The organism is Bradyrhizobium centrolobii, assembly GCF_001641635.1.
Lineage (GTDB): Bacteria > Pseudomonadota > Alphaproteobacteria > Rhizobiales > Xanthobacteraceae > Bradyrhizobium > Bradyrhizobium centrolobii.
Genome location: NZ_LUUB01000096.1, coordinates 1 through 24,664 on the forward strand (window position 1 = coordinate 1; position 24,664 = coordinate 24,664).

General features: G+C 64.6%; 22 protein-coding genes and 1 pseudogene. 7 read left to right on the forward strand and 16 right to left on the reverse strand.

Annotation, left to right across the window (positions count from 1 at the left end):
- From AYJ54_RS48205 to AYJ54_RS34830, 6 genes and pseudogenes are all read right to left on the reverse strand, one after another.
- A pseudogene (locus AYJ54_RS48205) lies at positions 1 to 189 on the reverse strand (IS110 family transposase); the annotation flags it as partial.
- 270 nt (positions 190 to 459) lie between these two features.
- Positions 460 to 732, reverse strand: coding sequence for a hypothetical protein (locus AYJ54_RS34810; RefSeq protein ID WP_063706315.1), 273 nt, complete (start codon positions 730 to 732; stop codon positions 460 to 462).
- Between the two features lie 109 nt (positions 733 to 841).
- On the reverse strand, positions 842 to 1,270 hold the full coding sequence (locus AYJ54_RS34815) for a flagellar export chaperone FliS (protein WP_063706316.1): 429 nt from the start codon (positions 1,268 to 1,270) through the stop codon (positions 842 to 844).
- Positions 1,270 to 2,904, reverse strand: coding sequence for a flagellar filament capping protein FliD (gene fliD / locus AYJ54_RS34820; protein ID WP_245329207.1), 1,635 nt, complete (start codon positions 2,902 to 2,904; stop codon positions 1,270 to 1,272). Before fliD ends, AYJ54_RS34815 begins: the two co-directional genes overlap by 1 nt.
- Before the next feature lie 133 nt (positions 2,905 to 3,037).
- On the reverse strand, positions 3,038 to 3,862 hold the full coding sequence (locus tag AYJ54_RS34825; protein WP_063706319.1) for a flagellin: 825 nt from the start codon (positions 3,860 to 3,862) through the stop codon (positions 3,038 to 3,040).
- Between the two features lie 142 nt (positions 3,863 to 4,004).
- The gene (locus AYJ54_RS34830; RefSeq protein ID WP_063706321.1) at positions 4,005 to 4,700 is read right to left on the reverse strand and encodes an RNA polymerase sigma factor; all 696 of its coding nucleotides are present in this window, start codon (positions 4,698 to 4,700) and stop codon (positions 4,005 to 4,007) included.
- 513 nt (positions 4,701 to 5,213) lie between these two features.
- On the opposite strand from AYJ54_RS34830, the gene AYJ54_RS34835 reads away from it, so the two are divergent.
- The 3 genes from AYJ54_RS34835 (at position 5,214) to AYJ54_RS34845 (ending at position 9,565) form a co-directional block, all read left to right on the forward strand.
- Positions 5,214 to 7,628 carry a hypothetical protein gene (locus tag AYJ54_RS34835; protein WP_063706323.1) on the forward strand — a complete coding sequence of 805 codons (2,415 nt, stop codon included), beginning with the start codon at positions 5,214 to 5,216 and terminating at the stop codon, positions 7,626 to 7,628.
- A gap of 67 nt (positions 7,629 to 7,695) precedes the next feature.
- On the forward strand, positions 7,696 to 9,015 hold the full coding sequence (locus tag AYJ54_RS34840; protein ID WP_063706489.1) for a hypothetical protein: 1,320 nt from the start codon (positions 7,696 to 7,698) through the stop codon (positions 9,013 to 9,015).
- Positions 9,016 to 9,028: 13 nt separating this feature from the next.
- Complete coding sequence (locus AYJ54_RS34845; RefSeq protein ID WP_063706324.1) at positions 9,029 to 9,565, forward strand: hypothetical protein; 537 nt, start codon at positions 9,029 to 9,031, stop codon at positions 9,563 to 9,565.
- 98 nt (positions 9,566 to 9,663) lie between these two features.
- Here the strand turns inward: AYJ54_RS34845 and AYJ54_RS34850 are convergent, their stop codons facing one another.
- From AYJ54_RS34850 to AYJ54_RS34875, 6 genes are read right to left on the reverse strand one after another with little or no spacing between them, the layout of a single operon-like run.
- Positions 9,664 to 10,911: an acetyl-CoA hydrolase/transferase family protein gene (locus AYJ54_RS34850; protein WP_063706326.1), complete on the reverse strand. Its 1,248-nt coding sequence runs from the start codon at positions 10,909 to 10,911 to the stop codon at positions 9,664 to 9,666.
- 6 nt (positions 10,912 to 10,917) lie between these two features.
- A complete protein-coding gene (locus AYJ54_RS34855; RefSeq protein WP_063706327.1) occupies positions 10,918 to 12,471 on the reverse strand; it encodes an AMP-binding protein in 1,554 nt (517 codons plus the stop codon).
- 31 nt (positions 12,472 to 12,502) lie between these two features.
- Entirely contained in the window at positions 12,503 to 13,669 is a 1,167-nt protein-coding gene (locus tag AYJ54_RS34860) for an acyl-CoA dehydrogenase family protein (protein WP_063706329.1), read from the reverse strand.
- A gap of 42 nt (positions 13,670 to 13,711) precedes the next feature.
- Positions 13,712 to 15,001, reverse strand: a complete 1,290-nt coding sequence (locus AYJ54_RS34865) for a TRAP transporter large permease (protein ID WP_063706331.1) — start codon at positions 14,999 to 15,001, stop codon at positions 13,712 to 13,714.
- 12 nt (positions 15,002 to 15,013) lie between these two features.
- Positions 15,014 to 15,568, reverse strand: coding sequence for a TRAP transporter small permease (locus tag AYJ54_RS34870; protein ID WP_136624134.1), 555 nt, complete (start codon positions 15,566 to 15,568; stop codon positions 15,014 to 15,016).
- A 36-nt stretch (positions 15,569 to 15,604) separates the two neighbouring features.
- Complete coding sequence (locus AYJ54_RS34875; RefSeq protein WP_063706333.1) at positions 15,605 to 16,633, reverse strand: TRAP transporter substrate-binding protein; 1,029 nt, start codon at positions 16,631 to 16,633, stop codon at positions 15,605 to 15,607.
- Positions 16,634 to 16,860: 227 nt separating this feature from the next.
- Between AYJ54_RS34875 and AYJ54_RS34880 the strand changes: the two genes are divergently transcribed.
- From AYJ54_RS34880 to AYJ54_RS34895, 4 genes are read left to right on the forward strand one after another with little or no spacing between them, the layout of a single operon-like run.
- Positions 16,861 to 18,063, forward strand: coding sequence for a CaiB/BaiF CoA transferase family protein (locus tag AYJ54_RS34880; RefSeq protein WP_063706334.1), 1,203 nt, complete (start codon positions 16,861 to 16,863; stop codon positions 18,061 to 18,063).
- A gap of 19 nt (positions 18,064 to 18,082) precedes the next feature.
- Positions 18,083 to 18,562, forward strand: coding sequence for a MaoC family dehydratase (locus AYJ54_RS34885; protein ID WP_347337243.1), 480 nt, complete (start codon positions 18,083 to 18,085; stop codon positions 18,560 to 18,562).
- The gene (locus AYJ54_RS34890; protein ID WP_063706338.1) at positions 18,562 to 19,413 is read left to right on the forward strand and encodes an HpcH/HpaI aldolase/citrate lyase family protein; all 852 of its coding nucleotides are present in this window, start codon (positions 18,562 to 18,564) and stop codon (positions 19,411 to 19,413) included. The genes AYJ54_RS34885 and AYJ54_RS34890 overlap by 1 nt, the downstream gene beginning before the upstream one ends.
- A 37-nt stretch (positions 19,414 to 19,450) precedes the next feature.
- Complete coding sequence (locus tag AYJ54_RS34895; RefSeq protein WP_063706339.1) at positions 19,451 to 20,194, forward strand: IclR family transcriptional regulator; 744 nt, start codon at positions 19,451 to 19,453, stop codon at positions 20,192 to 20,194.
- A gap of 7 nt (positions 20,195 to 20,201) precedes the next feature.
- Here AYJ54_RS34895 and AYJ54_RS34900 read toward each other — a convergent pair whose 3' ends face one another.
- The 4 genes from AYJ54_RS34900 to AYJ54_RS34915 all read right to left on the reverse strand — a co-directional run bounded on the left by AYJ54_RS34900 (position 20,202) and on the right by AYJ54_RS34915 (position 24,612).
- Complete coding sequence (locus AYJ54_RS34900; protein ID WP_063706341.1) at positions 20,202 to 20,618, reverse strand: hypothetical protein; 417 nt, start codon at positions 20,616 to 20,618, stop codon at positions 20,202 to 20,204.
- A 159-nt stretch (positions 20,619 to 20,777) separates the two neighbouring features.
- Positions 20,778 to 21,563: a transporter substrate-binding domain-containing protein gene (locus AYJ54_RS34905; RefSeq protein WP_063706343.1), complete on the reverse strand. Its 786-nt coding sequence runs from the start codon at positions 21,561 to 21,563 to the stop codon at positions 20,778 to 20,780.
- 35 nt (positions 21,564 to 21,598) lie between these two features.
- Positions 21,599 to 22,390 carry a fumarylacetoacetate hydrolase family protein gene (locus AYJ54_RS34910; protein WP_063706345.1) on the reverse strand — a complete coding sequence of 264 codons (792 nt, stop codon included), beginning with the start codon at positions 22,388 to 22,390 and terminating at the stop codon, positions 21,599 to 21,601.
- A gap of 62 nt (positions 22,391 to 22,452) precedes the next feature.
- The gene (locus AYJ54_RS34915) at positions 22,453 to 24,612 is read right to left on the reverse strand and encodes a carboxypeptidase-like regulatory domain-containing protein (protein ID WP_063706347.1); all 2,160 of its coding nucleotides are present in this window, start codon (positions 24,610 to 24,612) and stop codon (positions 22,453 to 22,455) included.
- Positions 24,613 to 24,664: the final 52 nt, after the last annotated feature.

A 24,664-nucleotide genomic window follows, 5' to 3' on the forward strand; every position in this document is an offset into this window, starting at 1 on the left:
TCGCGCCAGGTGGTGGGCGGCCCCACAGGCCTCGATCGCCACCACCGTCGGCGGCAGCTTGGCAAAAAACGCCAGCATCGCCTTGCGGCTCAGCCGCTTGCGAAGCACGACCGATTCCGATGCATCAACCCCATGCAATTGAAAAATATACTTCGACGTATCCATCCCAATGCGGATAATCTGGCTCACGGACGGCTCCTGCGAATGAGTTTCTGACAACCTCATTCTGGCACACTGATGCCGTAGGGGGCCGTCCACACCATCAACCACAGGCGGATGTTATAACGCGATCTCGTGGTTACGAATTCGCGCAACAACACGCCCTGGGGTTATGGGTCCCGGCCTTCGCCGGGACGACAGCAAGTTGGGGGAACGGCCGTCGCGCCCCTCTACACGCGGGCATTCGATCGTCAAAACGACACGACGGTCCCTGCGTAGTCAGGACCCGCTGGAGCGCCTTCAGCTCCCGGCCGTCTCGCCCTCGGTACGTGGCTCGGCGGCGTCGTTCTTCAGCTTCGCGGCCGCAGCGGCGATGCGGTCGGCGAGGCCAGCGGGCGCTCGCTCGGGGGGCGCTGCGAGCGCGCGGCGCAGGATGCGCGCTTCGTCCAGCAGGGCTCGCGCAGCGTCGGAACAGGCGAGCAGCTCTTCGGCGGGCAGACGCCGATCGTCGGGCCAGCGCGAGAGATCCTCGCCCAGCCGATCGATCAGGTCCTCAAACTCGGTGACGTCCATCGCCTGCCGGTCCCGTCTTCCCCGGGGCTCGTCATAAAGCATTGCAGGCGCGGCGGAAACCGGTTTCCCGCGGACCAGGGCGCCAAAGGCCCCCGAAAGGCAGGATGTCTCAGCGCTTGCCGGCCGAATCGGCCGGGGCCGCCTTGCCGGTCCGCACCGCCGTGTCGACATGCTCCCAGGCCTCGCGCAGCTCGGTCAGCGCGGCGATGATGCGCCGGAAACTGTCGCGCGCGTGCGGCCGGCCGAAGGCCTTCAGGCTCGCCATGAGCAGGGCGTGGTAGGTCTGGAACAGCCGTTCGGCGACCGCCCCGCCTTTGGTGAAATCGAGATTGTGGCTGAGCCCGCGCAGGATCGCGGTTGCCTTCATCAGCTGCTCGTGCCCCTCCTCGAAGCGCCGCGCCTCCTGCGCCGCAAGCGACTTCTGGAGGAAGGTGATCGCGCCGCCGAGCAGCATCGACACCGCCTTCAAGGGCGGCACGGTGGTCGCGGCTCCCCGATAGGCCTGGTTGGCCATGTACGCCATCGGATTATGCATCATCAATTACTCGAGCTGGAGTTGAGCAGGGCCTTGAGATAGGTGAGCGTGTTGTTGGCGCTCTCGATCGCGGCCTGGTAGTTCGCGTATTGCGTCTGGAGCTGCGTCTGGTAGGCGGAAGCCGCGCTTTCGATGTCGTCGACCCTCTGCTGAAGATCGTTGTCGCGGTCCTGCAGGTTGGTGATCAGCGTCTGCAACGAACCACTGCTCGACGAATAGGTCTTGGCGATCTGATAGATCTGCGTCGCGATGCCGGAGGTCGAGGTCACCGTGATCGATTGCGAGGTCGAGCCCGAATAGGTGAAGGCCATGCCGGCATAGGCCGTTCCGGAATTGCCGATGATCGTGGTGCCGCTGACCGTGAACAGCGAGGAGTCGCCCCCGACCGAGGCCCCTGTCAGATTGCCGGAGGAATCGACCGTCAGGTCGAGCGTGAAGGATTGCGGCGACGTTCCGGTGTTGACGACGCTGAGCTGGCTCGACGAGGTCTTGGTCTGCGCCGACAAAAGCGTGGTGACGCCGCTCAAATTCGTGCTGAGGATATTGGACAGCGTCGAGGTATCGAGCTCAAGCTCGTTGTTCTCGTTGAAGGACAGGCCGAGGTCGGCCATGGTGAGCCCGCCAACGGTGCTGTTGAGCGCGTTCTGGAGCGCATCCATGATGTCGCGCATGGTTCCGTCGCCGAACAGCACGGCGCTCGACGACGCCGTCCCATCCGAGCCGGTCGCCTGCTGCGCCATCACAGCGTCGCGAAACGTGTTGTAGTTGGTGACGAAGGTCTCAACCGCCGATTCGATCTGGCTGGTATCGGGTTCGATGCTGATGTTCAGGGTCGCTCCGCTCGGCGTCGCCTGGAGCAGGTTGAAGGTCACGCCAGTGAGCACGTCGGTGATATCGTTGGTATCGCGCGTCATCGAGATGCCGTCGAGGGAAAACTCGGCTGCCTGAGATTTTTGCAGCACGTCGGAAAACGCGCCCGAGCTGTCGGTTACCCCGAGCTTGTTCAGGATGTCGTCGCCGGACGTGCTGGAATAGGTGATGTCGGCCGCATCCTCGGTCCCGGTCAGCACCATCTCGTAGGATCCGCTCGACACCTGGACGATCGAGGCCTGCACATTGGTGGTCGAGGTCTGGGCGTTGATGGCATCGACGACGTCCTGGAGCGACATCGTGCTGGTGATGGTGATGTCGGCCGTGCTGCCGCCCTCGAGGCCGAGAGAGAACGTCCCGGAGTAGCCAAGCTCGTCGGTCTGGCTCGATTGCGTGGTGCCGGCCACCTTCTGCGCGGTCGCGATCTGGCTGATCGTCAGCGTATGGTCGCCGGTCGCCGCGCCGTTGCTGACCGACATGGAGAGCGCGGATGACGCGCTGACGTCGCCGGTCGAGCTGATGGTCGCCGCGCGAGTGGCAAAGGCGTTGGTCGCCAGCGAATTGACGACGGAGGTCGCGAGCGAAGACAGTCCGCTGTACAGCGTGGAAAGGTCGGTCTGAAGCGTCTGATAGGCGGAGACCTTGGCCTCGTTGTTGGTGATGGTAGTCGAGATCGTGGTCGCCTGGGTGAGCTTGGCGTTCACCGCCGCGGTGATCAGCGCGCTCCAGTCGATGGAGGTCGACGTGGTGGTTCCGGTCGTGGTCACCGAGGAAGCGCTCGACGAAGTCGAGCTGGTCGTCGACGTGCTGCTGGTGCTCGAACTGACGCTGGTCAATGTAGTGTCCGATCCATCACGATGAGAACCGGGCCGGCCTCAGGCCGGCCCGGAATGGCCGCCCTTAGCCGAGCAGCTTGAGCAGATATTGCGGCATCTGGTTCGCCGCGGATTCGGCCGACACCGCCGCCTGGGTCTTCACCTCGGCCGAGGACAGTGTGGCCTGCTCGGCCGCGATGTCGACGTCCTTGATTGCTGAGTTGGCGGACTGCAGGTTCTGCGTCTGCGTCGAGATCGAATCGGAGGAGAAGTTGAACCGCGATTCCTGCGCACCGATGCTGGCGCGGGCGGCGGAGACCGTATCGATCGCGGTGTCCAGAGCGGTCAGCGCCGATGTCGCATCCGACAGGCTTTTGACGTCGAGCGAGGAGACGCCGAGCGAGGACGCCGTGAGGCTCGTCAGCGTGATCGTGATGGTGTCCGAGCCCGAGGAGCCGACCAGGACCGAGACGCCGGAGGCGAACACGCTGGAGCCGTCGAGCAGGCTCTGGCTCGAATAGCGCGTGCCGGTCGCGATCGAATCGATTTCGCTCGTGAGCTGCGAGAATTCCGAGTTGATGTAGGCGCGGCTGGAGTCGGTCGTGGTGCCCGAGGCGGACTCCGAGGCCAGCGACTTCATGCGGGCCAGGATGTCGGAGATGTTCGAGGCGCCGCCGTCGGCGGTCTGAAGGATCGCGGTCGCCTGCGAGGCGTTGGTGGCCGCCTGCTGGAGCGTGGTGACGTCCGACGAGATGCGGGTGGAGATCGCGAGGCCCGCGGCGTCGTCGGAGGCCGACGTGATGCGCGAACCGCTCGACAGCTTGGCGAGCGCGCTGCTCTCCTGCGCGGAGTTGATGTTGAGGTAGCGGACCGCGGAGTTCGCCGCGGTATTGGTGGAAATTGCAGGCATTGAAAACTCCTGTGCTGATGGGCAATGGCGTGCCGCATCGTGGAAGACGATTGACGACGCGGACCGCAGCCCCGTCCGTTCGCTCAAACGGCGGAGCGCAAGGAGATCAGGCGGCGAAATTTTCGAGAGCGAAATTTTATGGTTAGCAGTCGGTAAACGCGGTGCGGATGTCGCGTTCGTGCTTGCGCAGGAGCTGGCGAAGCTGCTGGCGGCCGCGCTTGAGCAGCGACTCCACCGCGGCCACCGTGGTGTCCATCACCTGCGCGATCTCGCCGTTGCTCATGTTCTCGTGATACGAGAGGATCACCGCGATGCGCTGCTGCTCGGGCAGGCGCTGCATCGCGAGCTCCAGTATGTCGTTCAGCTCGTTGCGCTCGATGATTTCAGCAGCGTCCGGGTGGCCGTCGGCGACTTCCGGCACGGTCTCGACATTCTCGGTCCGGGGCTTGCGGCGCAGGTCGATGCAGCGGTTGGAGATGACACGATAGAGCCAGGTCGAGAATTTTGCGCGGCCGTGCTGCCAGCGCCCGCGATGGGTCCAGACCTTGAGCATGGTGTCCTGCACCACGTCCTCGGCATCCGCCGCGTTGCCGATGATGCGCAGCGCGATTGCGTAGGCGCGATCGATGTGACGCTCGACCAGCATGCGGAACGCCGCTTCGTCGCCGGTGGCAAGCCGGTCCAACAGCTCGCTGTCCTCGTCGAAGACGATGTCGGTGACCGGAGGGTTGTCCGGCGCGAGCGTCGCTGAGGGCATCACCGGCACGATCGCTTCAGTCGGCACCGTCGTCGTGACCTCGGCCTCGGCGGGAGCCCAGACATCAGCAGCGTAACTCATCCCGCAATCTCCAACCCGCAATGCCGGCGGCGCACGTGCCACGCGGCTTCCACGCGTTGAACGCGGCACCAAAACAATCCAGGCGAAGATTTTTTGTTATTTTTCAAGATGTTATCCGGAATCTTTTGCCGAGCGACAGGCAATAATTGCCGACAGCGCGCATATCGCGCGTGCTCGTCCCGCAATCATCGACATCGTCTCGCACCATGCGGATCATCCATCCTGAACAGATGTGCTCTCGGGAAAACGCTGAAGTTACGCGGCACTAGGTGATCGAACGCAGCACGCACACGGCGCGCCAGAGGATCAATTGTGTCTGAGCGTAAACGACCGCGAGGCCGCTTCTTCACTCGGCAATTTTTTCCGAATCACCTTTTTCGAACCTAGCGATTTTTTTGAATCTGTCAGTCGCAACGAGCGCGATTTTGAATCACGCGTGAACTTTTTTCGTCGTCGTGGCGCCTGAGTTCGTACGCGTGCACGTTAATCGCTTGTTGGGCGGGGATTCTTGGCATGACGATCGCGACGGCCGACGCAAAATGTCGGACGCAAAATGTTTCTGCTTGGTCATTCGATGTTTTCGATACGTTTCTCGTTCGCGCCTGCACGACGCCGGATGGAGTATTTGAAAGGACTTACGAGCTATCTGGCGTTTCGCATTCTTGTCCTAATGTTTCCGCGAATTTCGTTCAGCATCGAATCCAGGCGGAGGCTCGTGCGCGCAGGACTGCGAAGGACAAGCGCAGCGCAAGCGAAGTTCACATCTCCGAAATCTATTCCTATTTTCCGTTCAGGCTGTTCGGGCTCGCACGCCGTGACCTGAACGATCTGGTCGAAGCCGAGTTCGACGCGGAGCTCGAGCTCTGCCGCGCCAATCCTGACATGCTGCGTCAATATCTGGACATGAAGCGCGCGGGACACCGCGTCGGATTCATCTCGGACACGTACTGGGATTCCGATCGGCTGGCGCGTCTGCTGCGGACCTGCTGGCCCGGCCTGACATGGGACTTCCTCTACGCGTCCTGCGACCACGGCAGCAGCAAGAGCGAAGCCCTGTTCGCAAAATATCTGTCCGAACAGGGCGTCGACGCCGCAACGTCCTTCCACGTCGGCGACAATGAGAGGGCCGATATCAGGGGTGCGCGGCGCCACGGCATTCGTCCGCGCTACTATCCGCAGGCCACGCCGCAATTGGCATCGAAGTTTCAGCGCGAGACTGCGCTGTTCGAATTGCTCTGCCATGGCGCGCCGTCGCGGCTCGATGATGGCGCGCGCACATTGCGGCGCATGGTTGCTGCGCGGAGTGCCGAAAAGTCTCCGGCCTTCCATCTCGGGCTCACCATCCTCGGTCCGGTGATGACGGCTTTCGACGCCTTTGTGGCGCGGCGTTGCGCGGAGGTCGCGGGCCCCGGCCGGCAGGTTGCCCTCGGTTTCCTTGGCCGCGACGGCTTTCTGTCGCACCGGATCTGGCAGAGCCTGCACGGCACGACCTCGGCCTATCTCGAGATCAATCGCCGCGTCAGCCTGATCGCCTCGGCCGACACGATGCAGCCGCTCGTCGATCTCCTCAGCAAGGTCTTCAAGATCGACGCGCCGACCTTCCACGACATGATGAAGATCACGTCGCCGAAGGTTGCGGCGTTCTTTGCAGCCTTTCCCGGCGGGATCGCCACCGGCGAAGAGCTCGCAGCCGCCCTTCCCGACCTGTTGGACGCCGATGAGATCGTCGAGCTCGCCGCCGCCTTGCGCGCGCGCCTGCTCGCTTATCTGCGTCACACGATTCCGGGTTTTGACGACTGCACCGATCTCCTGCTCGCCGATCTCGGCTATTCCGGCAGCGTGCAGAAGGCGCTGCGCCGCGTCTTCGACCAGGAGGGCATCAATATCCGCCTGCACGGCGCCTATCTGATCTCGCTCGACGACGCCTTCGACGATGTCGCAGAGGAGGACAGCGCGGAAGGCTTCATCTCCGACCTCGTGGTCACGCCCCACGTCAAGCGCATGCTGATCCGAAACGTCGCGCTGCTGGAACAGGCCTGCTGCTCCGCCGACGGCTCGGTGCGAGACTACGAAGGCGGCACGGTGCTGCGCGAGATCAATCCGCGCCCCGCCAGCCAGATCGCGCTTGCCGCGGAGATCCAGGCCGGCGCGCAGGCCTTTGCGGACAGCGCCGCGGGCGTCGCGGCGGATTATGGCTTGCATCCCTATGCCGCGCCCGACATCGCCGCGCGCTGGTGCACGGCGACGCTGACACGGCTTCTGCTGCTGCCCGATGAAGACGAACTGGCGCTGCTCGGCGGATTGAAGCACGACGTCAATCTCGGCACCCATGCGCTGGCGCCGATGCTCGACAGCAGATTCGCTCGCGACCAGATCACCGCCCGCGGCCTCTCGGCCGCCTGCACATCGGCCGCGCCGCCGATGTGGCTCGCGGGCAGCTTTGCGCGCCTGTCCCCGTCCTACGGCTATCTTTATGTGCTCTTCGGCGCCAACCGCCTGCCGGCCGACGTCTTCGAGGAACGCCCCTGTGGCTCGGTTCAGGTCGGACTGTTTCGCGCGAGCGGCGATGCGGCACTGGAGACGGTCACGATCTATCGCACCGGGCTCGCCGAGCTGCGGCTGCGCATTCCTCTCTCCCGCACCATGGCGATCACCATGATCGCGCTGCCGCTGGCGAAATGCGCGCCCGAAGGCCTTCTTCATGGCGTGACCGTGCAGCACGGCGATGACGTTCGTGACGCCGCCGAGAGCCAGGACGTCATCGGTATCGCGACCGAAAGCCTGGTCTACGCCGGCCTCCAGCGGACCGGCGAGCATTATCGCGCCGAGAACGAGGACGGCTGCCTGCTGATCCCGGTCGCGCCGATGACGCAGGACATCGCGGTCTATTCCGCGGCGATCACGCCGCTCGGCACCGGCCCCAAATAGTGCGCCTGATCGCGCCGCCTCGGCCGTTGAAGTCCAAGGGGCCGGCACGATGCAAGGGGGCACGGAATTGACGGACGAGACGCACGCAAACCTTGATCGTCTGCTGCAATCCGGCGGCATCAGGCTCGGCCCGGTCCAGCGCGATCGTCTGAGCTGGCTGGTCGGCCGCTACGGTGCGCCGCCCCTGGACGCCATCTCGGACGGACGGCGTAGCGGCGTCATCATCCTGAAGGAGCCGCCGAGCGGCGCGGCGGCCGAGCTGTTCTTCCGCTCGCTCACTCCCGCTAGCGCCGTCGTCATTCCCAGAAGCGAGAATCCCGGATTCGATTTCCTCAAATCCAAGCTCACCGAGTTCGGCACCGTCGGCCCCTGCGGCGCCGATGGCCCGCATGAGATGTGGTGGGGCGGTATCGGCTGGTCGAGATTCCTGACCGCCGCCGATGCCTCCACCGTCCGGCCGCGGATCGTCTCCTGTTATCCGCGCGGCAGCGACGCGACGACATCGCTCGCCCTACGGCAATCGCTCGAACGATTACGGCTCGACGGCCATATCGAGGCGGTCGAAACCCAGTTCGACGACCGCATCCTCTGCTTCGAGAAGGCCGAGTTCATGGTGCGGATGTGGAACAAATGTCGCGAACCGCTGCTGTTCGTCGAAGCGGACGCCACGTTGCGTGAGGCGCCGCTGCTGCCGTCCTTCCTCGGCTGCGACGTCGCGCTCCACAAGTGGAACCGCTGGGAGATGTCGGCGCGCACGCTCTATCTCGGCCGCACCAATCGCGCCGAACGGCTGCTGCGCACCTGGCAGCAACTCGCCGCATCCTATCCCGCGATCTGGGAGGGCTATCTGCTCGACCAGGCCTGGAGCCTCACCTCGTCGCAGGTGCCGCTCGACACCGTGTGGCTGCCGCGGTCCTACCACGCGCTGAAGGGCGATCTCGGCGCGATGCGCGCCGTGATCCTGCACGATGAGCAAACGACGACACTGGAGCTCGGGCCCGATCCAAGCTTCGCCGGCCTCGTGCGCGCGGCCCGCCGCGCCGGACGCACCGGCGCCCGCGACGCCTTCATGGTGATGACCTCGAAAGCCACGACCGGCAACGGCATCGCCGTGATCCTGCGCGACATCTCGGCCAGCGATGCAACGGCCGTGGCCGCAACGGTGGAAGCAGTAACCGGCGCCTATGCGGCCGACTGCGGTGGATACAGCCGGCTCGAGCTGTCGCTGTGCGCCTGGCAGGAGGACGTCGGCGCCGTGCGCGAAGCCGCCGGCCTGGCGCGCTGCCACATCCTGGAGATTGCGCCGGGCCAGCGCATCGCCAACGACTTTTTCGCCGCTCACGCTTCCGACGATGCGGTCATGACCGCCCGCTTACTCTTTCCCTGACGGACATCACACGATGCTCAAGACCATCATCCTGCTCACCAACACCGTGCAACAGCAGCAGCCACTGGCCAACCTGCTCCGGGAGCACAATCGCGATCTGTCCTTCTGCTCGGCGCTGCGCGCCCATGACCTCGCTGCGATCTCCCCCGACGTCCTGCGCGATGCGCGCCTGGTGTCCTTTGCCAACGATATCGCCGTCTCCGAGAAATTCCTGCTCCAGCTCGGCCATGGCGCCTACAAGTTCTATGCGGCGCCGACGCAATATCCGGGCCTGCCGCCGGCACCCGACGAGAGCGACGACGATCCCCGTTGCGTCTCGGTGATCGCACAGTCGATGACGATCTGGCCGGATTTCAGGAAGGTGGTCGGGCTGGAAACCGTAACGATCCCGGAAGGAACAGCCGTCGCCGAGCGCGACCGTCTGGTCTTTTCGCGGCTTGCCCATCTGTTCTGGCGGATGTCCGGCATGATCGCAGGCGAAGCCGCGGATCTGCCTGGCATCATCGAGTCCGACGAGAGCCAGCGGCCGTCACTTGCGATGATGAACTGAAGCGGCTAGCGCGAGGACCTGCGGCTGGATCGGTACAGAGAAGTTCCGCTCACCTCTCCCGTAGGGAGAGGTGAATGTCGCTGCTCGGCCTTGTCCACCTAGCTGGCTACGCCCCGTAGCTGCGCCGACAGCGCATCGCGGTGCTCGGGCGCGGCGATCGCGATCATGCGACGCGCGCGCTCGGCAAGACCGCAGCCGCGCAGCTCCGCAACGCCCCATTCGGTGACGATGGCGTCGACATCGGCGCGCGGCGTCGTTACCGTCTCGACATTGGCGATGATGCGGCTGGTGCCCTCGGACGCGGTTGCCGGCAGCGCGATGATCGCCCTTCCCCCGTTTGATGCATTGGCACCGCGCACGAAATCGAGCTGCCCGCCGATGGCGCCGATCGAAATGCCATTCAGAGTCTCGGAATTGACGGCGCCGTCGAGGCCGACCTGGAGCGCCGAGTTGATCGCAACCAGTCGGTTGATCCGCGCCAGCACGCTTTGGGCGTGCGTACAGGCGGTCGGTCGCACCGCGACCGCCCGGTTCTGATGCACGAAGCGATAGAGCCGCTGCGTGCCGATCACCTGGTTGGTGACGGTGATCCCGGCGTCGGTACCCTTCTCCGCATTCGTCACCGCGCCGCGCTCGATCAGATCGACGACGGCGTCGTTGATCAGGCCGGAGTGAATGCCGAGATTGCGCGCATGGGAGAGCGAGGACAGGATCGCGTCCGGAATCCGCCCCACCCCGAACTGGAGCGTGCTGCCGTCGGCGATCAGGCTCGCCGCATGCGCCGCGATCCGCCGCGAGACGTCGTCGAGCGGCGTCGAAGCCAGCTCAACGGGCGGGCGGCGGGCCGCCAGGCGCACGTGGATCGGCACGTCCTCAGGCCATTCCGCGCCGAACGTAAAAGGCGCGTCCGGATTGATCTCAGCAATGACGAGACGGGCGCCGCGCGCGGAGTCGATGACATAGTCGTTGGAGAGGCTCGCGCTCAGCCGGCCGTCGTCGGACTCCGCGAGCTGCACCAGCACGACGTCGGCGCGATGGCGGCGCGCGGCGAAGTCGGCGCAGAAGGCACTGTAGTTGCTCGGAATGACGTCGAGCCGCCCGGCCCGGGCAAGCCGCCGCGCATTGCCGATCGCGCCATAGCTCTGGAACGAGACGTTCGGCGCGCAGGCGGAGAACGTTTCCGAGAACAGCGGGCCGACCAGCATGCGAAAGCGCGGAAGATGCACGGCCTGGACGACCAGCGCTTCGGTCAGCGTGACCGGCTCCGCGGTCGCCTGCCCGCACACGACGAGATCGCCGTCCCGGATCAGTCCAGTGAAATCGATCTGCGCTGCGTTCTCCGGCATCGTCGGCTAGTCCATCGGCGCAAGGCGCGCGGAGGATTCGCTCAGGAGCGTGCGCAGCTCCGTCTTCACGATTTTGCCATAGCTGTTCTTCGGCAGCTCGCCGGCGAGATAATAATGCTTCGGCCGTTTGAAGCGGGCGATCCAGGCATTGCAGATCTGGTCGAGCTCGTCGCGCGTGATCGTCTTGCCCGTCACGGGAACGACGACGGCCACGACCTCCTCGCCCCATTCCGGATGCGGCCGGCCGATCACCGAGACTTCGGCGACGGCCTCATGCCGCAGCAGCACCTCCTCGACCTCGCGCGGATAGATGTTGGTGCCGCCGGAGATGATGACGTCCTTGGAGCGGTCCTTGAGCGTCAGGAAGCCGTCGGCATCGAACGCGCCCATGTCGCCGGTGTAGAGCCAGCCATCGCGCAGCGTGTTCGCGGTGGCGTCCGGATTCTGCCAATAGCCGGACATCACGGTATCGCCGCGCACGATGATCTCGCCGATCTCGCCCGGCGCAACGTCCCGCCCCGCCTCGTCCACGGTGCGGACCTGCACGACACCTTGCGCGATCCCGACCGACGCGAGGCGTTCTTCGTGGCGCGGATGCCCGGCGTCGACATGCATCGACTTCGGCAGGAACGTGATGGTCATCGGCGTCTCGCCCTGACCATAGATCTGCGCGAGCTTCGGCCCGAACACCGCAAGCGCCGCCTTGCAATCGGCGACATACATGGGACCGCCGCCATAAATGATGGTCTTCAGCCCCGGCGCGGTCGCGCCCGCCGCGTCTGCCGCGACTGTCAGGCGCCGCACCATGGTGGGCGCGGCGAAGAAGGAGATGCCGTCACGCTTTGCCGTCAACTCCAGGATCTCGTTGGGCTCGAAGCGGCCGCTCTCGGGAACCACTTGCGCGCCCATGCCGAGCACATGCGGCACCATGTAGAGGCCGGAGCCGTGCGACATCGGCGCGGCGTGCAGGAGCGCCTCGCCAGGGGCGATCGGGTTGATCTCGGCGAGATAGTTCAGCGCCATGGCGAGCAGATTGCGATGGCTCAGCACCGCGCCCTTGGGACGGCCGGTGGTACCGCTGGTGTAAAAGATCCAGGCCGGGTCCGTGATCGCGACATCGGCGATAGCGATGCCTTCAGTCTTCTCCAGGTCGCGATGCTCGGCGGAGCCGATCTCGACGATGCGCGGCCTGCCCGCGCCAAGCGCCAACGCCTCGGAGGCGACACCCGCCATGTCCTCGGTCACGAACACGACCGCAGCGCCCGAATTGTCGAGAATGAAGGCAACCTCGCGCGGATGCAGTTTGGCATTGATGGGAACCGCGACCAGCCCGACGTGCCAGCAGGCATAGAGGCACGCGACATAGTCCGGCACGTTCTTCATCAGCAGCGCGACGCGGTCGCCTTTGGCAAGGCCAAGGCGCTGTTGCAGCGATGCGGCGAGCGACGCCACCGTCATGGCAAGCCGGCCGTAATCGGCGACCGGCGTCAATCCCTTGAACAGCGCCGGCGCGGAGGCGTCGGCCTTGGCGGCACGCAGGAGATGATGAGCGAGGTTCATGGCGATCCTGCCGAGCGGTCCGTGGGCAAGATTAGTACGACTTGGCGAGGCCTAGCACCTTTTCCGCGATGAAGCTGAGCGCGAGCTGCGGGCTGACCGGCGCGATGCGCGGGATCAGGATCTCGCGCAGGTAACGTTCGACGTGGAACTCCTTGGCATAGCCGAAGCCGCCATGGGTCATCACCGCCTGCTCGCAGGCCGAGAAGCCGGCCTCGCCTGCGAGATACTTTGCTGCATTGGCCGCGGCACCGCACGGCATGCCCTTGTCGTACTGCCAGGCCGCCGACATCACCATCAGCCAGGCCGCCTCGAGCTCGACCCAGTTCACCGCGAGCGGATGCTGGATGCCCTGGTTCTTGCCGATCGGGCGGTTGAACACGACGCGCGTCTTGGCGTACTCGGTCGCGCGCGACAGCGCGAGCTTGCCGAGGCCGACCGCCTCAGCGGCGATGAGAATGCGCTCCGGGTTCATGCCTTCCAGAATGTATTCGAACCCGCGGCCCTCTTCGCCGATGCGGTCCTCCATCGGGATCTCAAAATCCTCGAAGAACAGCTCGTTGGAATCGACGATCTTGCGGCCCATCTTCTCGATCTCGTAGACCTTGATCTTCTTGCGGTCGAAATCCGTATAGAACAGGCTGAGGCCATGGGTGGGCGAGCGCACCTCTTCCAGCGGCGTGGTGCGCGCCAGCAGCAGGATCTTGTGCGCGACCTGGGCGGTCGAGATCCACACCTTCTGGCCGTTGACGATGTAGCGGTCGTTCTTGGCGACCGCGCGGGTCTTGAGCTGCGTGGTGTTGAGGCCGGTGTTGGGCTCGGTGACGGCGAAGCACGCCTTTTCGCGGCCCTCGACCATCGGCGGCAGCATGCGCTTGCGCTGCTCTTCGGTACCGAACACGACAACAGGGTTCAGTCCGAACACGTTGATGTGCACCGCGGAGGCGCCGGACATGCCGGCACCTGATTCCGCGATCGTACGCATCATGATCGCGGCCTCGGTGATGCCGAGCCCGGAGCCGCCATAAGCCTCCGGCACGCAGATGCCGAGCCAGCCGGCATCGGCCAGCGCCTTGTGAAAATCGTGCGGGAAGCCGCCGTCGTGGTCCTTCTTCAGCCAGTAGGCATCGTCGAAGCCCTCGCAGATCTTGGCGATGGCGTCGCGAATGGCTTCCTGCTGATCGGTGAGCGCGAAATCCATGTTTTTGATCTCCTTGATTGGAGCCGCGACGGCCCGGACGTGCTAGCGCCCCATCTGTGAAGGCAGCCAGAGAATGATCGAGGGAAACGCCACCAGAATCGCGATCGCGATCAGGTGCGCGATGAAGTGCGGGAAGGTGCCGTGGAACACCTCCGCCACCGGCCGCTTGGCATAGCGGGCGACGATGAAGCAGTTCAGCCCGACCGGCGGCGTGATCATGCCGACCTCGGCGGTGACGATCTTGATGACGCCGAACCAGATCGGATCAAAGCCGAGCGTCTTGATCAGCGGCAGCACGATCGGCACCGTCAGCACCAGGATCGCGATCTGGTCCATGAACGAGCCGAGCACGATGTAGCCGCACAGGATCAGCGTGATGATCACCCAGCGCGAGGTCGGCAAGCTCCCGATCCAGGCGACGAGGTCCTGCGTCACATGGGTGAGCGTGAAGAAGTAGCCGAAGATCGAGGCGCCGACGAGGATCATGATGATCATGCAGGTGCCGTGGCAGGCGCGCAGCAGCGTCTTGTAGAGCGTAGACGGCGTGATCTTGCCCTTGACGATCGCGAGCAGGAAGGCGCCGAACGCGCCGAAGGCCGAGGCTTCCGTCGGCGTGGCGACGCCGAGATAGATCGTGCCGGTCACGATCGAGAATAGCACCACCATCGGCGAGACCTGCCACAGCAGCGCGAACTTCTCGCGCCACGGCACCGACTTGGCGGCCGGCGCGCGCGAGGGATCCTGCCAGACCAGGAAGTAGATCGTGGCCATGATGGTGATGGTGACCAGGATCGCGGGGATGATGCCGCTGATCAGGAGTTTGCCGATGTTCACCTCGGCCAGCAGGCCGAAGATGACGAGCGCCACACTCGTCGGCAGCAGCATCGACAGCGTGCCGGAGATCGCGACGACGCCGGCCGCCATCTTCGGCTCGTAACCCTGGCGGATCATCGCCGGTAGGCTGGTCGAGGACAGTGTCGCAGCTGATGCCGTCGAGGTGCCGCAGATCGCACCGAAGCCGGCGCCGGCGAGCGCCGTCGCCATGCCGAGCCCGCCGGGGACCCGGCCGACCCACGCTGATGCCGTCTTGAACAGATCGTCGGCAACGCCCGACAGCAGCACGAGGTCCGCCATCAGGAGGAACATCGGAATCGTGATCAGCTCGTAGGACGAGACGGTCGAGAGCGGTGCGGTCTGCAGGATGCCGAACAGTGTCGAAAAGCCGCCGACCATGACGAGGCCGACCGAGCCCGCAAAGGCCATCGCGAAGCCGACGGGCGTGCCGAGCGCGAGCAGGGCAAAGAGAAGGGCGAGAACGATGAGAGGAGTCATGGGTGCCCGCCGTTATTCAAAGGTTCGCGCTTCGCCGACGCCGGTCACCGGCGGCAGCGGATAGAGGTCGCGCCCGCTGATGAGGCTCAGCACGTTGCCGACGAGTTGCAGCGCCAACCGCAGCACCAGCACGCCGCAGCCGAACGGCACCAGCGCCGCCGAGATCCAGGTCGGCCAGGGAATGGCCCCCGAGAGAACGTCGTGCTGCTCATAGTTCTCAAGCGCGCGCTCGAAGCCGACCTTGCAGATCAGGACGAACACGAACAGGCCGGCAAGCGCGGTGACGATCTCTGACAGCCGCCGCCCCGCCGGCGAGAAACGCGACAGGAGGATGTCGACGCCGACATGCGCATGCTCGCGCAAGCCATCTGACAGCGTGAAGAAGAACACACCGGCCAAAAGATAGAGCCCGATCAGGTCATAAGTGAAGGAGAACGGACGGTTCAGCGCGTAGCGCATGAACACGTCGGTCACCACAAGCACCATGATCACGAACAGGAACACCACCGCGATCACCGTCAGCGCGCGCTCCAGCGCGCCGAGCACATCTCCCGCTCGCTTGATCACCTCCGGGCCTCCCTTTTGGCCGTATCGTGCTATCGGTTACTTCGCGCCGCCTGAGGCGAGCAAGCCTTCGAACTCCTTCAGCGCGGCGGACGCCTGCTTGCCGCGGCTGTCGAGACCGCTGGCCCATTCCTGGCCGACGCCCTTCAGCTTGTCCTTCATCTCGGCGCGCGTCGCCTCCGGCAGCGGATCGAAGCTGACGCCCTCATCCTGAAGATGCTTCTTGGTCGTCTCGGTTTCCTTGTCGACCTGGGCGCAGACCGTCGGCTCGATCGCATCGGAGGCCTCATTCATGGCCTTCTTCACGTCGTCCGGCAGCTTGTCCCACACCGACTGATTGATGGAGTAGGCAACGATGAAGCTGCCGAAGCTGACGCCTTCGGTGGCGTGTTTGACGAGCTTGTCGAGGCCGTAGGCGACGACGCTTTCCATCGGGAACAGCAGACCATCCATCGTCCCGCGCGATAGCGACTCATACGCATCGGGCGCCGCCATGCGCACCGGCACGGCGCTGAGTGCGCGCAGCGTCAGGTCCTGCGCGCCACCGGTGGTGCGCAGCTTCAGGCCCTGCATGTCCTTGGCGGTCTCGACCCTCGCCTTGGCGGTCCACACCTGATAGGGCGGCAGCACCACGGCCATCAGCAGCTTGATCCTGTTCGGCGCATATTCCTGCTTGGCCAGCACGCCTTCGCGCGCGGTCTTCCAATAGGCCAGCGTGCCCTGGCAGCTCGTGTCGAATGCACCCGGCAATTGCGCGACTTCCGACAGCGGCATCTTGTCGGAGACATAAGACGGCCCGATGTAGCCGATATCGACCACGCCGGACTGGGTCAGCCGCAGCATGTCCGCGGCTTTGCCGATCTGCTGGTTCGGATAATAGGTGAAAGTGACCGCGCCGTTGGTGCGCTTGGTGACGTCGTCCATCCAGGGCTTGAGCATCAGGCGGACGAGGTAATGGCCGGCGGGGAAGGAGTCGGCGACCTTCAGCTCCAGCGCCTGGGCCGACGGCGTCGAGACCGGCACCGAGAGTGCGAACGCCGCGGCAGCCCAGACCAAATTCTTCTTCATTTGTTTCTCCTTGACGCGTCCCCATACCGAGAGCGGCAGCCCGCTGCTGCCGACCGCCCGGCCCCCACTCCATTTCTTGCTTGAGGAAACTGTACATATATGTGAATTTTAATGTCAAGTATATGAACTATGCATGGAGCCATGCGTCTCGATGCGAAGGTGGCAAATTGACATCAGCATTTTATGAACTCTAACTCCACGTATATGAATATCTCCAACGAGGCCCCATGGGACCGCTCGCCGGCTTCACCATTCTTGACCTGACCAGCGTGCTCATGGGCCCCTACGGCACCCAGGTGCTGGCGGACATGGGCGCCGACGTCATCAAGGTCGAAAGCCCCGAGGGCGACATCGTTCGCCAGATCGGTCCCGGCCGCACGCCCGGCATGGGCGGGATGTTCCACAACGCCAACCGCGGCAAGCGCAGCATCGTCCTCGATCTCAAGAAGCCGGAAGGCCGCGATGCGCTGCTGCGGCTGGCCAAGCAGGCCAACGCGCTCGTCTACAATGTGCGCCCGCAGGCCATGGCGCGGCTCGGCCTCGACTACGAGACGCTCGCCGCGATCAATCCCGCCCTCGTCTATGTCGGCGCGTTCGGCTACGGCCAGTCCGGCCCGTATGCGGCCAAGCCCGCTTACGACGACCTGATCCAGGGCGCGGCCGCGGTGCCCACGCTGCTCGCGGCCGCCGGCGACGGCACGCCGCGCTACGTTCCCGTCACCATCGCCGACCGCATCGTCGGCCTGATGATGGTCAACGCGATCATGGGCGGGCTGATGCATCAGCAGCGCACTGGAATGGGCCAGCGCATCGACGTGCCGATGTTCGAATCCATGACGGAGTTCGTGCTGGTCGATCATCTGGGCGGATTGACCTACGATCCGCCGCTCGACCATGGCGGCTATGCCCGCCTGCTCTCGCGCTATCGCCGGCCCTACAAGACCAGCGACGGCTATCTCTGCGTCCTCATCTACAACGACAAGCACTGGCGCAGCTTCTTCGAGGCGATCGGCCGGCCGGAATTTTTGCAGCAGCCGCGCTTTGCCAACCATGCCGCGCGCACCAAGCACATCGACGAGATCTACGAGGAGATCGGCCACATCTTCTTGACGCGCACGACCGCGGAATGGCGCGAGCTCCTGGAGCGTGCCGACATTCCGGTGATGCCGATGCATACGCTGGAGACGATCTTGGACGATCCGCATCTCAAGGCGGTCGATTTCTTCAGGACGGTGGATCACCCCGTGGAAGGCCGCATCCGGCAGATGCGCGTGCCCTCCACCTGGAGCGTGACCCAGCCAGAGCCGGCCGGCCCAGCGCCGACGCTCGGCCAGCACGGCCGCGACATTTTGCGCGAGGCGGGGTTCTCGGCTGACGAGATCGAGCAGCTTGCACAACAAAAGGCAGTTCACCTGGCGGCGCCGCCTTAAGAAGCGGACGCCGGCCAGAATCGCACGACACAGGGAGGAAACCGCGATGGCCGGACTTTATTTCGAAGACTTTTCCGTGGGCCAGGAGTTCAGGCATCCGCTGACCCGGACCGTCACGGAGATGGACAACACGATGTTCAGCCTGCTGACGCTCAATCCGCAGCCGCTGCACATCGACGCGCATTTCTCGGCCCAGACCGAGTTCGGCCAGCGCATTTTCAACAGCCTTTACACCCTCGGGATCATGATCGGCATGACGGTCTATGATACGACCTTGGGCACCACCGTCGCCAATCTCGGCATGACCGACGTCACCTTTCCGAAGCCGGTCTTCCATGGCGACACGCTGCGGGCGACGACGAAGGTGCTCTCTGTGCGGGAATCCAAATCGCGCCCGAAGGCGGGCATCGTCGAGTTCGAGCACCACGCCTGGAACCAGAACGACGAGATCGTCGGCAAATGCCGCCGCATGGCGATGATGCACAAGAGGCCGGTCTGATGCGTTCGATGCTGTTCGTGCCGGGCGATTCCCCGCGCAAATTCGAGAAGGCGAGCGAAGGCAGGGCCGACGCGCTGATCATCGATCTCGAGGACTCCGTCGTCACCGAGAAGAAGGACGAGGCGCGCAAGCTGACACTTGCGATGCTCAAGGGCCGCCGCGGCCCGCACCAGCTCTATGTCCGCGTCAACGCGCTCGACACCGGCATGACGCTCGCCGATCTCGCCGCGGTGATGCCGGGGGCGCCCGACGGCATCGTGCTGCCGAAATCGCGCGGCGGCGACGACGTGCGGCAGGTCGCGACCTGGCTCGAAGCCTTCGAGGCCGCGGCCGGCATCACGGTCGGCACGACCCGCATCGTCTGCGTCGCCACCGAAACCGCCGGCTCGATCTTCGGGCTCGGCACCTACAAGGACTGCTCCCCTCGCCTCGCCGGCCTGATGTGGGGCGCTGAAGATCTCTCCGCATCGCTCGGCGCCACCGAGAAGGCCTCGGGCGGCGTGTTCCACAGCCCTTATCGCCTTGCGCGCGACCTCTGCCTGATGGCGGCAGCCGCGGCCGAGGTCGCGCCGATCGACACCGTCTATACCGACATCGACAACCTCACCGGCCTCGAGCAGGAAACGCGTGCTGCCCGACGCGACGGTTTTTCCGCGAAGGCGCTGATCCACCCAAAACATGTCGATATCGTCAATGCGGCATTCGAGCCAACCGAGGCCGAGCGCAACTGGGCGGAGAAGGTGATTGCGGCGTTCGCGAGCAATCCGAATTCCGGCACGCTGCGCCTCGACGGCATGATGATCGACAAGCCGCATCTTCGCGCCGCGAAGAAGATCCTCGGCCAGCCATAGATCAGGGACAGCACGTCGCGACAGACGAGATCCGATCATGATCGTTCGCCAAGCCGCAAACGTCCTGGAGATCATGGAGTTCTTCGCGCAGGCGAAGAAGCCGGCGACGCTTGCGGAGATCGCCGATCATTTCGGCTGGCCGCGCTCGTCGACCTTCAACCTGCTCGCGACGCTGTCGGAGAAGGGCTATCTCTATGAGCCGCGGCCGCGCGCGGGCTTCTATCCGACGCCGCGGTGGCTCGCGATGGCGCGGATGATCTCGGAGGTCGAGCCGCTGCCGCCCTGGACGCACACGCTGGTCGCCGATCTCTCAGCCGAGACCGGTGAGACCGCCTCGATCGTTGCGCCGGCGGGCGTGATGGCCGTATTCATCGACGTCGTGGAGTCCAAGGCCGCGATCCGCTATTTCGCGACCATCGGCCACCGCGTGCCGATCCACGCCACCGCCAGCGGCCGCGCGCTGCTGTTGCAGTATTCGCAGGAGGAGCGCGACTCCGTCTACCGCAAGATCGAGTTCAAGCAGTACGGCCCGTCGACGCCGATCAGCATCGAGGCGGTGGAAGCGGAGCTGCGCAACTCGATCGCGCGCGGCTATTGCCAGAGTTTTGGCGACTACAGCCGCGACCTTGCGGGTGCTGCGATCCCGCTGCCGATCGGCGACCGCCGTCTTTCCGTCGTCGTCGCCGGCCCCGAATTCCGGATCGGCCCGAAGGTCGCGGACGTGGCTGCACTGATCGCCAGGACGGTCGAGCGGCTGCGGCCGAAGACCACCGCGGCGTAAGCCAGCCTCATTCGAATCCCTGAACGGGCGGCGTCGTGGTCTGCGTCGACACCTCAGGTGCAGCTTGAACCGGCTGCGCCGCAGGCGCGGCTTGGACTGGCGGATTGCTGGCAGCTCTCACCTGACCGTTGGCATCCATCGCCTCGCGCGTGGGCGGCGGAGCGGTGGTCGCGGCTGCGCGGTACGCCTCGCGACGCTGCGGCTGCCGATGTCTTGCCGACCGCGAACCTCTCACGCCCCAAGACCGGGCGATTGAAGGTCCGGCGGTATAGCCGACCACTGCGCCCGCGACCGCACCGATCGGACCCAGCACGACGGCGCCGGATACGGCTCCCAACGCCGCAGCGCCAGCGCGCTCCTGCGCAACGGCGCTCGCGGGCAAGATAGCCAGCATCGCGATGGCAGTGATCAGAGCTTTGTTCATCGAAGCGCCTCCCTCACGGGAGATCACTCTTACTCAAATATGGCCACACAAGGATTGTTTGCCGCCCAACACAGGGCAATCGCCGTTGGAACTCCGGCAACTCAGAGACCGTCGCCTGAATCGCGGTTCCAGCGGAGACTGATCAGCGCAACAGCGTCCCTACGGCGCGACCTTATCGTTGGTAAATCCGTTGCGGTCGAGCGCGCGACGTACTGTGCCGTCCGCCTTGGCCTCATCCAGGAAATGCGCGGCCCAGGCCTTCGCAACGGCCTTGCCCTTGGGAACAACCACGACGACGCCGGTCGATTGGATCACTTCGTCCAGCACCTTGGTTCCGGGCAGCTTTCGCGAAAGGTCTTCCAGGGCCCCAATGCCCATCGCAAGAGCATCAAGCTCGCCCTTGCCGATCAATTCGGCCGCCTCTTGCGGCTTCACGAATTTGGTCAGCTTGGCCTGCTTCAAGGACTTCTCGACCGTACGTGACGTCGATGTCCCCTCGATGCAACCGACCCGCATTCCGGCGCGATCGACGTCCGCGACGGAGCGGATGTCCGAACCGGCGCGAACGAGATACCCACTCATATACGCCACGTAGGCGGGGCCCTGCTCCACGAACTGCTCGCGCTTGACGTCCGCCGGCATGAAAGAGAGATCCCAGACGTCCCTGCCGCTGGCTGCGGCGATCTCGTCGGAGCTCTGGTACTCGACCAGCTGCAGCAAAACGTGCAGCTTGTCGGCGGCGGCCTTGGCAAGCTCGACGGTGACACCGCGCGGCTTTCCAGTCGAAGGATCGCGCGTCGTCCAGAAGGCCGACGCGGCGGGCCCGACCGCCACCGCCACGCGGAGCGATCCCGTCGGCGCAATATCGCTCGGCCCCTCTGCTTTCACCCCGAGAGTACCGGTCATGACGAAGACCAAACCCAACGTGGCGACGTGCCGCAACATATCGCGCCTCCAGGACTGAAACTCCGCCGGATCGCTCAGACGATCTTGATCGACATGTCCGGCAAGCCCTCGAGCTTGCACAGGAGCACGTCGCCCTTCGCCACCGGTCCGACATTCTCCGGCGTGCCGGAATAGATGATATCGCCGGCCTTGAGCTCGAATGCTTCCGAGAGCTTTGCGATCTGCTCGGCCACGCTCCAGATCATCTTGCTGAGATCCGAGCTCTGCCGCACGGTCCCGTTCACCGCCAGCGAGATCGCGCCCTTCTCGAAATGGCCGGTCTTGCTCGCCGGGTGGATCGGACCGATGACCGCGGCATGGTCAAAACTCTTGCCGATCTCCCAGGGCTTCTTCTCAGCGGCCATGCCGTTCTGGAGATCGCGGCGGGTCATGTCGAGGCCGAGCGCGTAGCCATAGACATGGTCGAGCGCCTTCTCGGCCGGGATGTTGGTACCACCGGATTTCAGCGCGGCGACCAGTTCGACCTCGTGATGATAGTTCTTGGTCAGCGACGGATAAGGATGGTCGGCGACCTCGCCGATCGCGACGTTCTGGATCGCATCGGTCGGCTTCTGGAAGAAGAAGGGCGGCTCGCGGTTCGGGTCCGAGCCGCGCTCGATCGCGTGCGCCGCATAGTTGCGCCCGATGCAGTAGATGCGGCGAACCTGGAACACGCTCGTCTCGCCGACGATCGGGATCGCAACCATCGGCACCGCGAAGATCGGCTTCGGCCCGGCTTGCGCTGCGGCCGGAGCCACATCGGCGATGCCCGCCGCGGTCATCGCGGCTGCGGCAGTGAGCACGTCGCGTCGAGAGGTCTTTGTCATGATTCTGTTTCCGTTGCTTTTGGCCGCTCGTTTGCAGCGCGGCTATTCATAGGGCTAAACGCTCAATGGGCCAATGGATCCGGCCGCATCTGCACCTTGTAGACTTTGGGCGAAGCCTCCTTGCCACCCTCTCCGTGGAAGCTCGCGCGCGTTCCTGTCGTGCTCCACAAGCCGCGGCCCTTCCAGCCAGTCTCGGGGTCATCGATCCGGCCGTCGACATTCTTGGTGAAGAAGCCGAGCGGGTATGGATTGCGCAGGTTCACGAACTGGTCGTTGACCAGCGCGAGCAGCGATTCGCTGCCGTTGGCGCTTGCGATCGGCACGTTCGCGCCAAGTCCGAACGTGTTGTACCGATCGACCCAGACATAATAGGCGTGGTTTGCACTGCCGCTGGCATCTAGTCCCCTGAACTGCGGTCCGGGCATACGCCAGGTCTTCCAGCCCTCGGGACACTGCTTGCCGTCTGCCGTCGTTGGTCCGTTCAGCGGACCTTTGCAGAGCTTACGGTCGAAGCGTGCGAGATGACCGCTGGACAACACCGTCCACACGACGCCGTCCAGCCCGATGTCGAGGCCGCGCGGACCGAACGTACCCTCCGGCGGCTGATACACCTCGGCCAGCGCGGTGTTGGCCGGGTCAGGTCCGGGCGTCACGCGAACGATGTAGCCGGGCTGGTCGATGCGGGAGAAGCCGCGGTCCATCGCCTGGCCCCAGATCGTATCGTCGACCGGGCTCGGCATGATGCCGTAGAAGGATGCGGCGATGCGCTTGTCCTTGGTCGGATCGACGGGGTCCTTGTGCTCGACATAGGCGTCGCGCTTGCCATTGCCGTTGGTGTCGATGATCAGCGGCGTCCAGCCCTGCGATTTCACGTCGTCGAGAGTCTCGCGATATTGTTTGGTGTTGAGCCAGCCAACGATGCCGCCACCGAGGCCCGGACCGCCGGAGCTGGTCCACAGCGTCTGGTTGGCATCGTCGTCGAAATAGAGGTGATGGGTCGTGAAGCAGGTGTTGATGAGATCCCATTTCCCCGTCGCGGGATCGAAGCGCGACAATTGGCGCAATGAGGTCGCCTGCGGCGCCACCTTCGCCGACGGCAGATCCGAGCCCTGCTTGCAGTAGTCAGGATTGGCCGGCGGGCGCAGGCGCGCAGTGAACCAGACCTTGCCCTGCTCGTCCATCATGACGTTGTGGATGCTGGTGTGGCCATCCCAGATCGGTTCGTCGCCCCAATAGGCCGACGTTCCGCGCGGAGCATCGGTCGACGATGGCGTGTTGGGGTCGAGATAGGGATGCTTGATCGTGCTGGCGACGTTGTTCACGGGATCGAGCGTCGGCACGAGATCGGAGCTCTCTTCCGACGATCCGTAGATCAGGCCGTTGGCGTTGACGCGTGGGTTGCGCTTGTCGGTCGAGATCGCATCGTGCTGATAGCGCGTGGGTGCGGCCCAGTCCCACATCGTGAAGACGACATTGCGCTCGATACCCTTGGGCCGCTCGGGCTTGTCGAAAGGCAACTCGCCGGCCGCAATGCGGTCGGTCCATTTCGAGAACAGATCGTAGACCTTCTCCGGGCCCATGCTGGCCAGCACCGTCGCCATGTATTCCTGCGCCTGGCCGGCCTGGGTGCGGACCGCCCATGCGGTTTGAGAGTCATAGCCTTCGGTGAACACCTTCGGGATTTCGCGGATGCCGCGCGTACCGAGCGCGTGGCAGGACTGGCACATGTTCTTGACCGTATCGACCCACTGAGCCTGCGACTTCATGGTCTCCGGCATCTTGTTGCCCTTGTCCCCGGTGCCCGGAAATTCCTCGGGCTTGGGGATGTCGAGCATCGAATACCAATACATGCCCGGATAGTTCTGCGCGTCCTGTTTGGGCGAGGCCTGAGCGGCCTTGAAGTCCAGCACCTTGCCTGGACGAGCGTCCTGTTGCGCCGTGTCCTGCAGGCCATAGCCGCGGACCCAGACCTTGTAGTTGGCCGCGGGAAGCTGTGGGATGACGAACCGGCCCTGATCGTCGGTGACCACCACCTTCGCGTATTTCGTCGGCAGGTCCCTGGTCTCGGCAATCACCCAGACCCCGGCCTCCGCGCCTTTGTCGCTGGTCACCTGCCCGCCGATGCCGTTGGCGGATATCTCGACAGTGGCCGCCATCGCGGCACCGGCATGCAACAGCGCGGTCGCGCCGAGATAGCCGGCAAGCGTTCGCCTCAAGCTCATCGTTTCCTCCCACTCGCTGTGTTTCGTCCGGGCCTCTTGATGGGCCTTATTC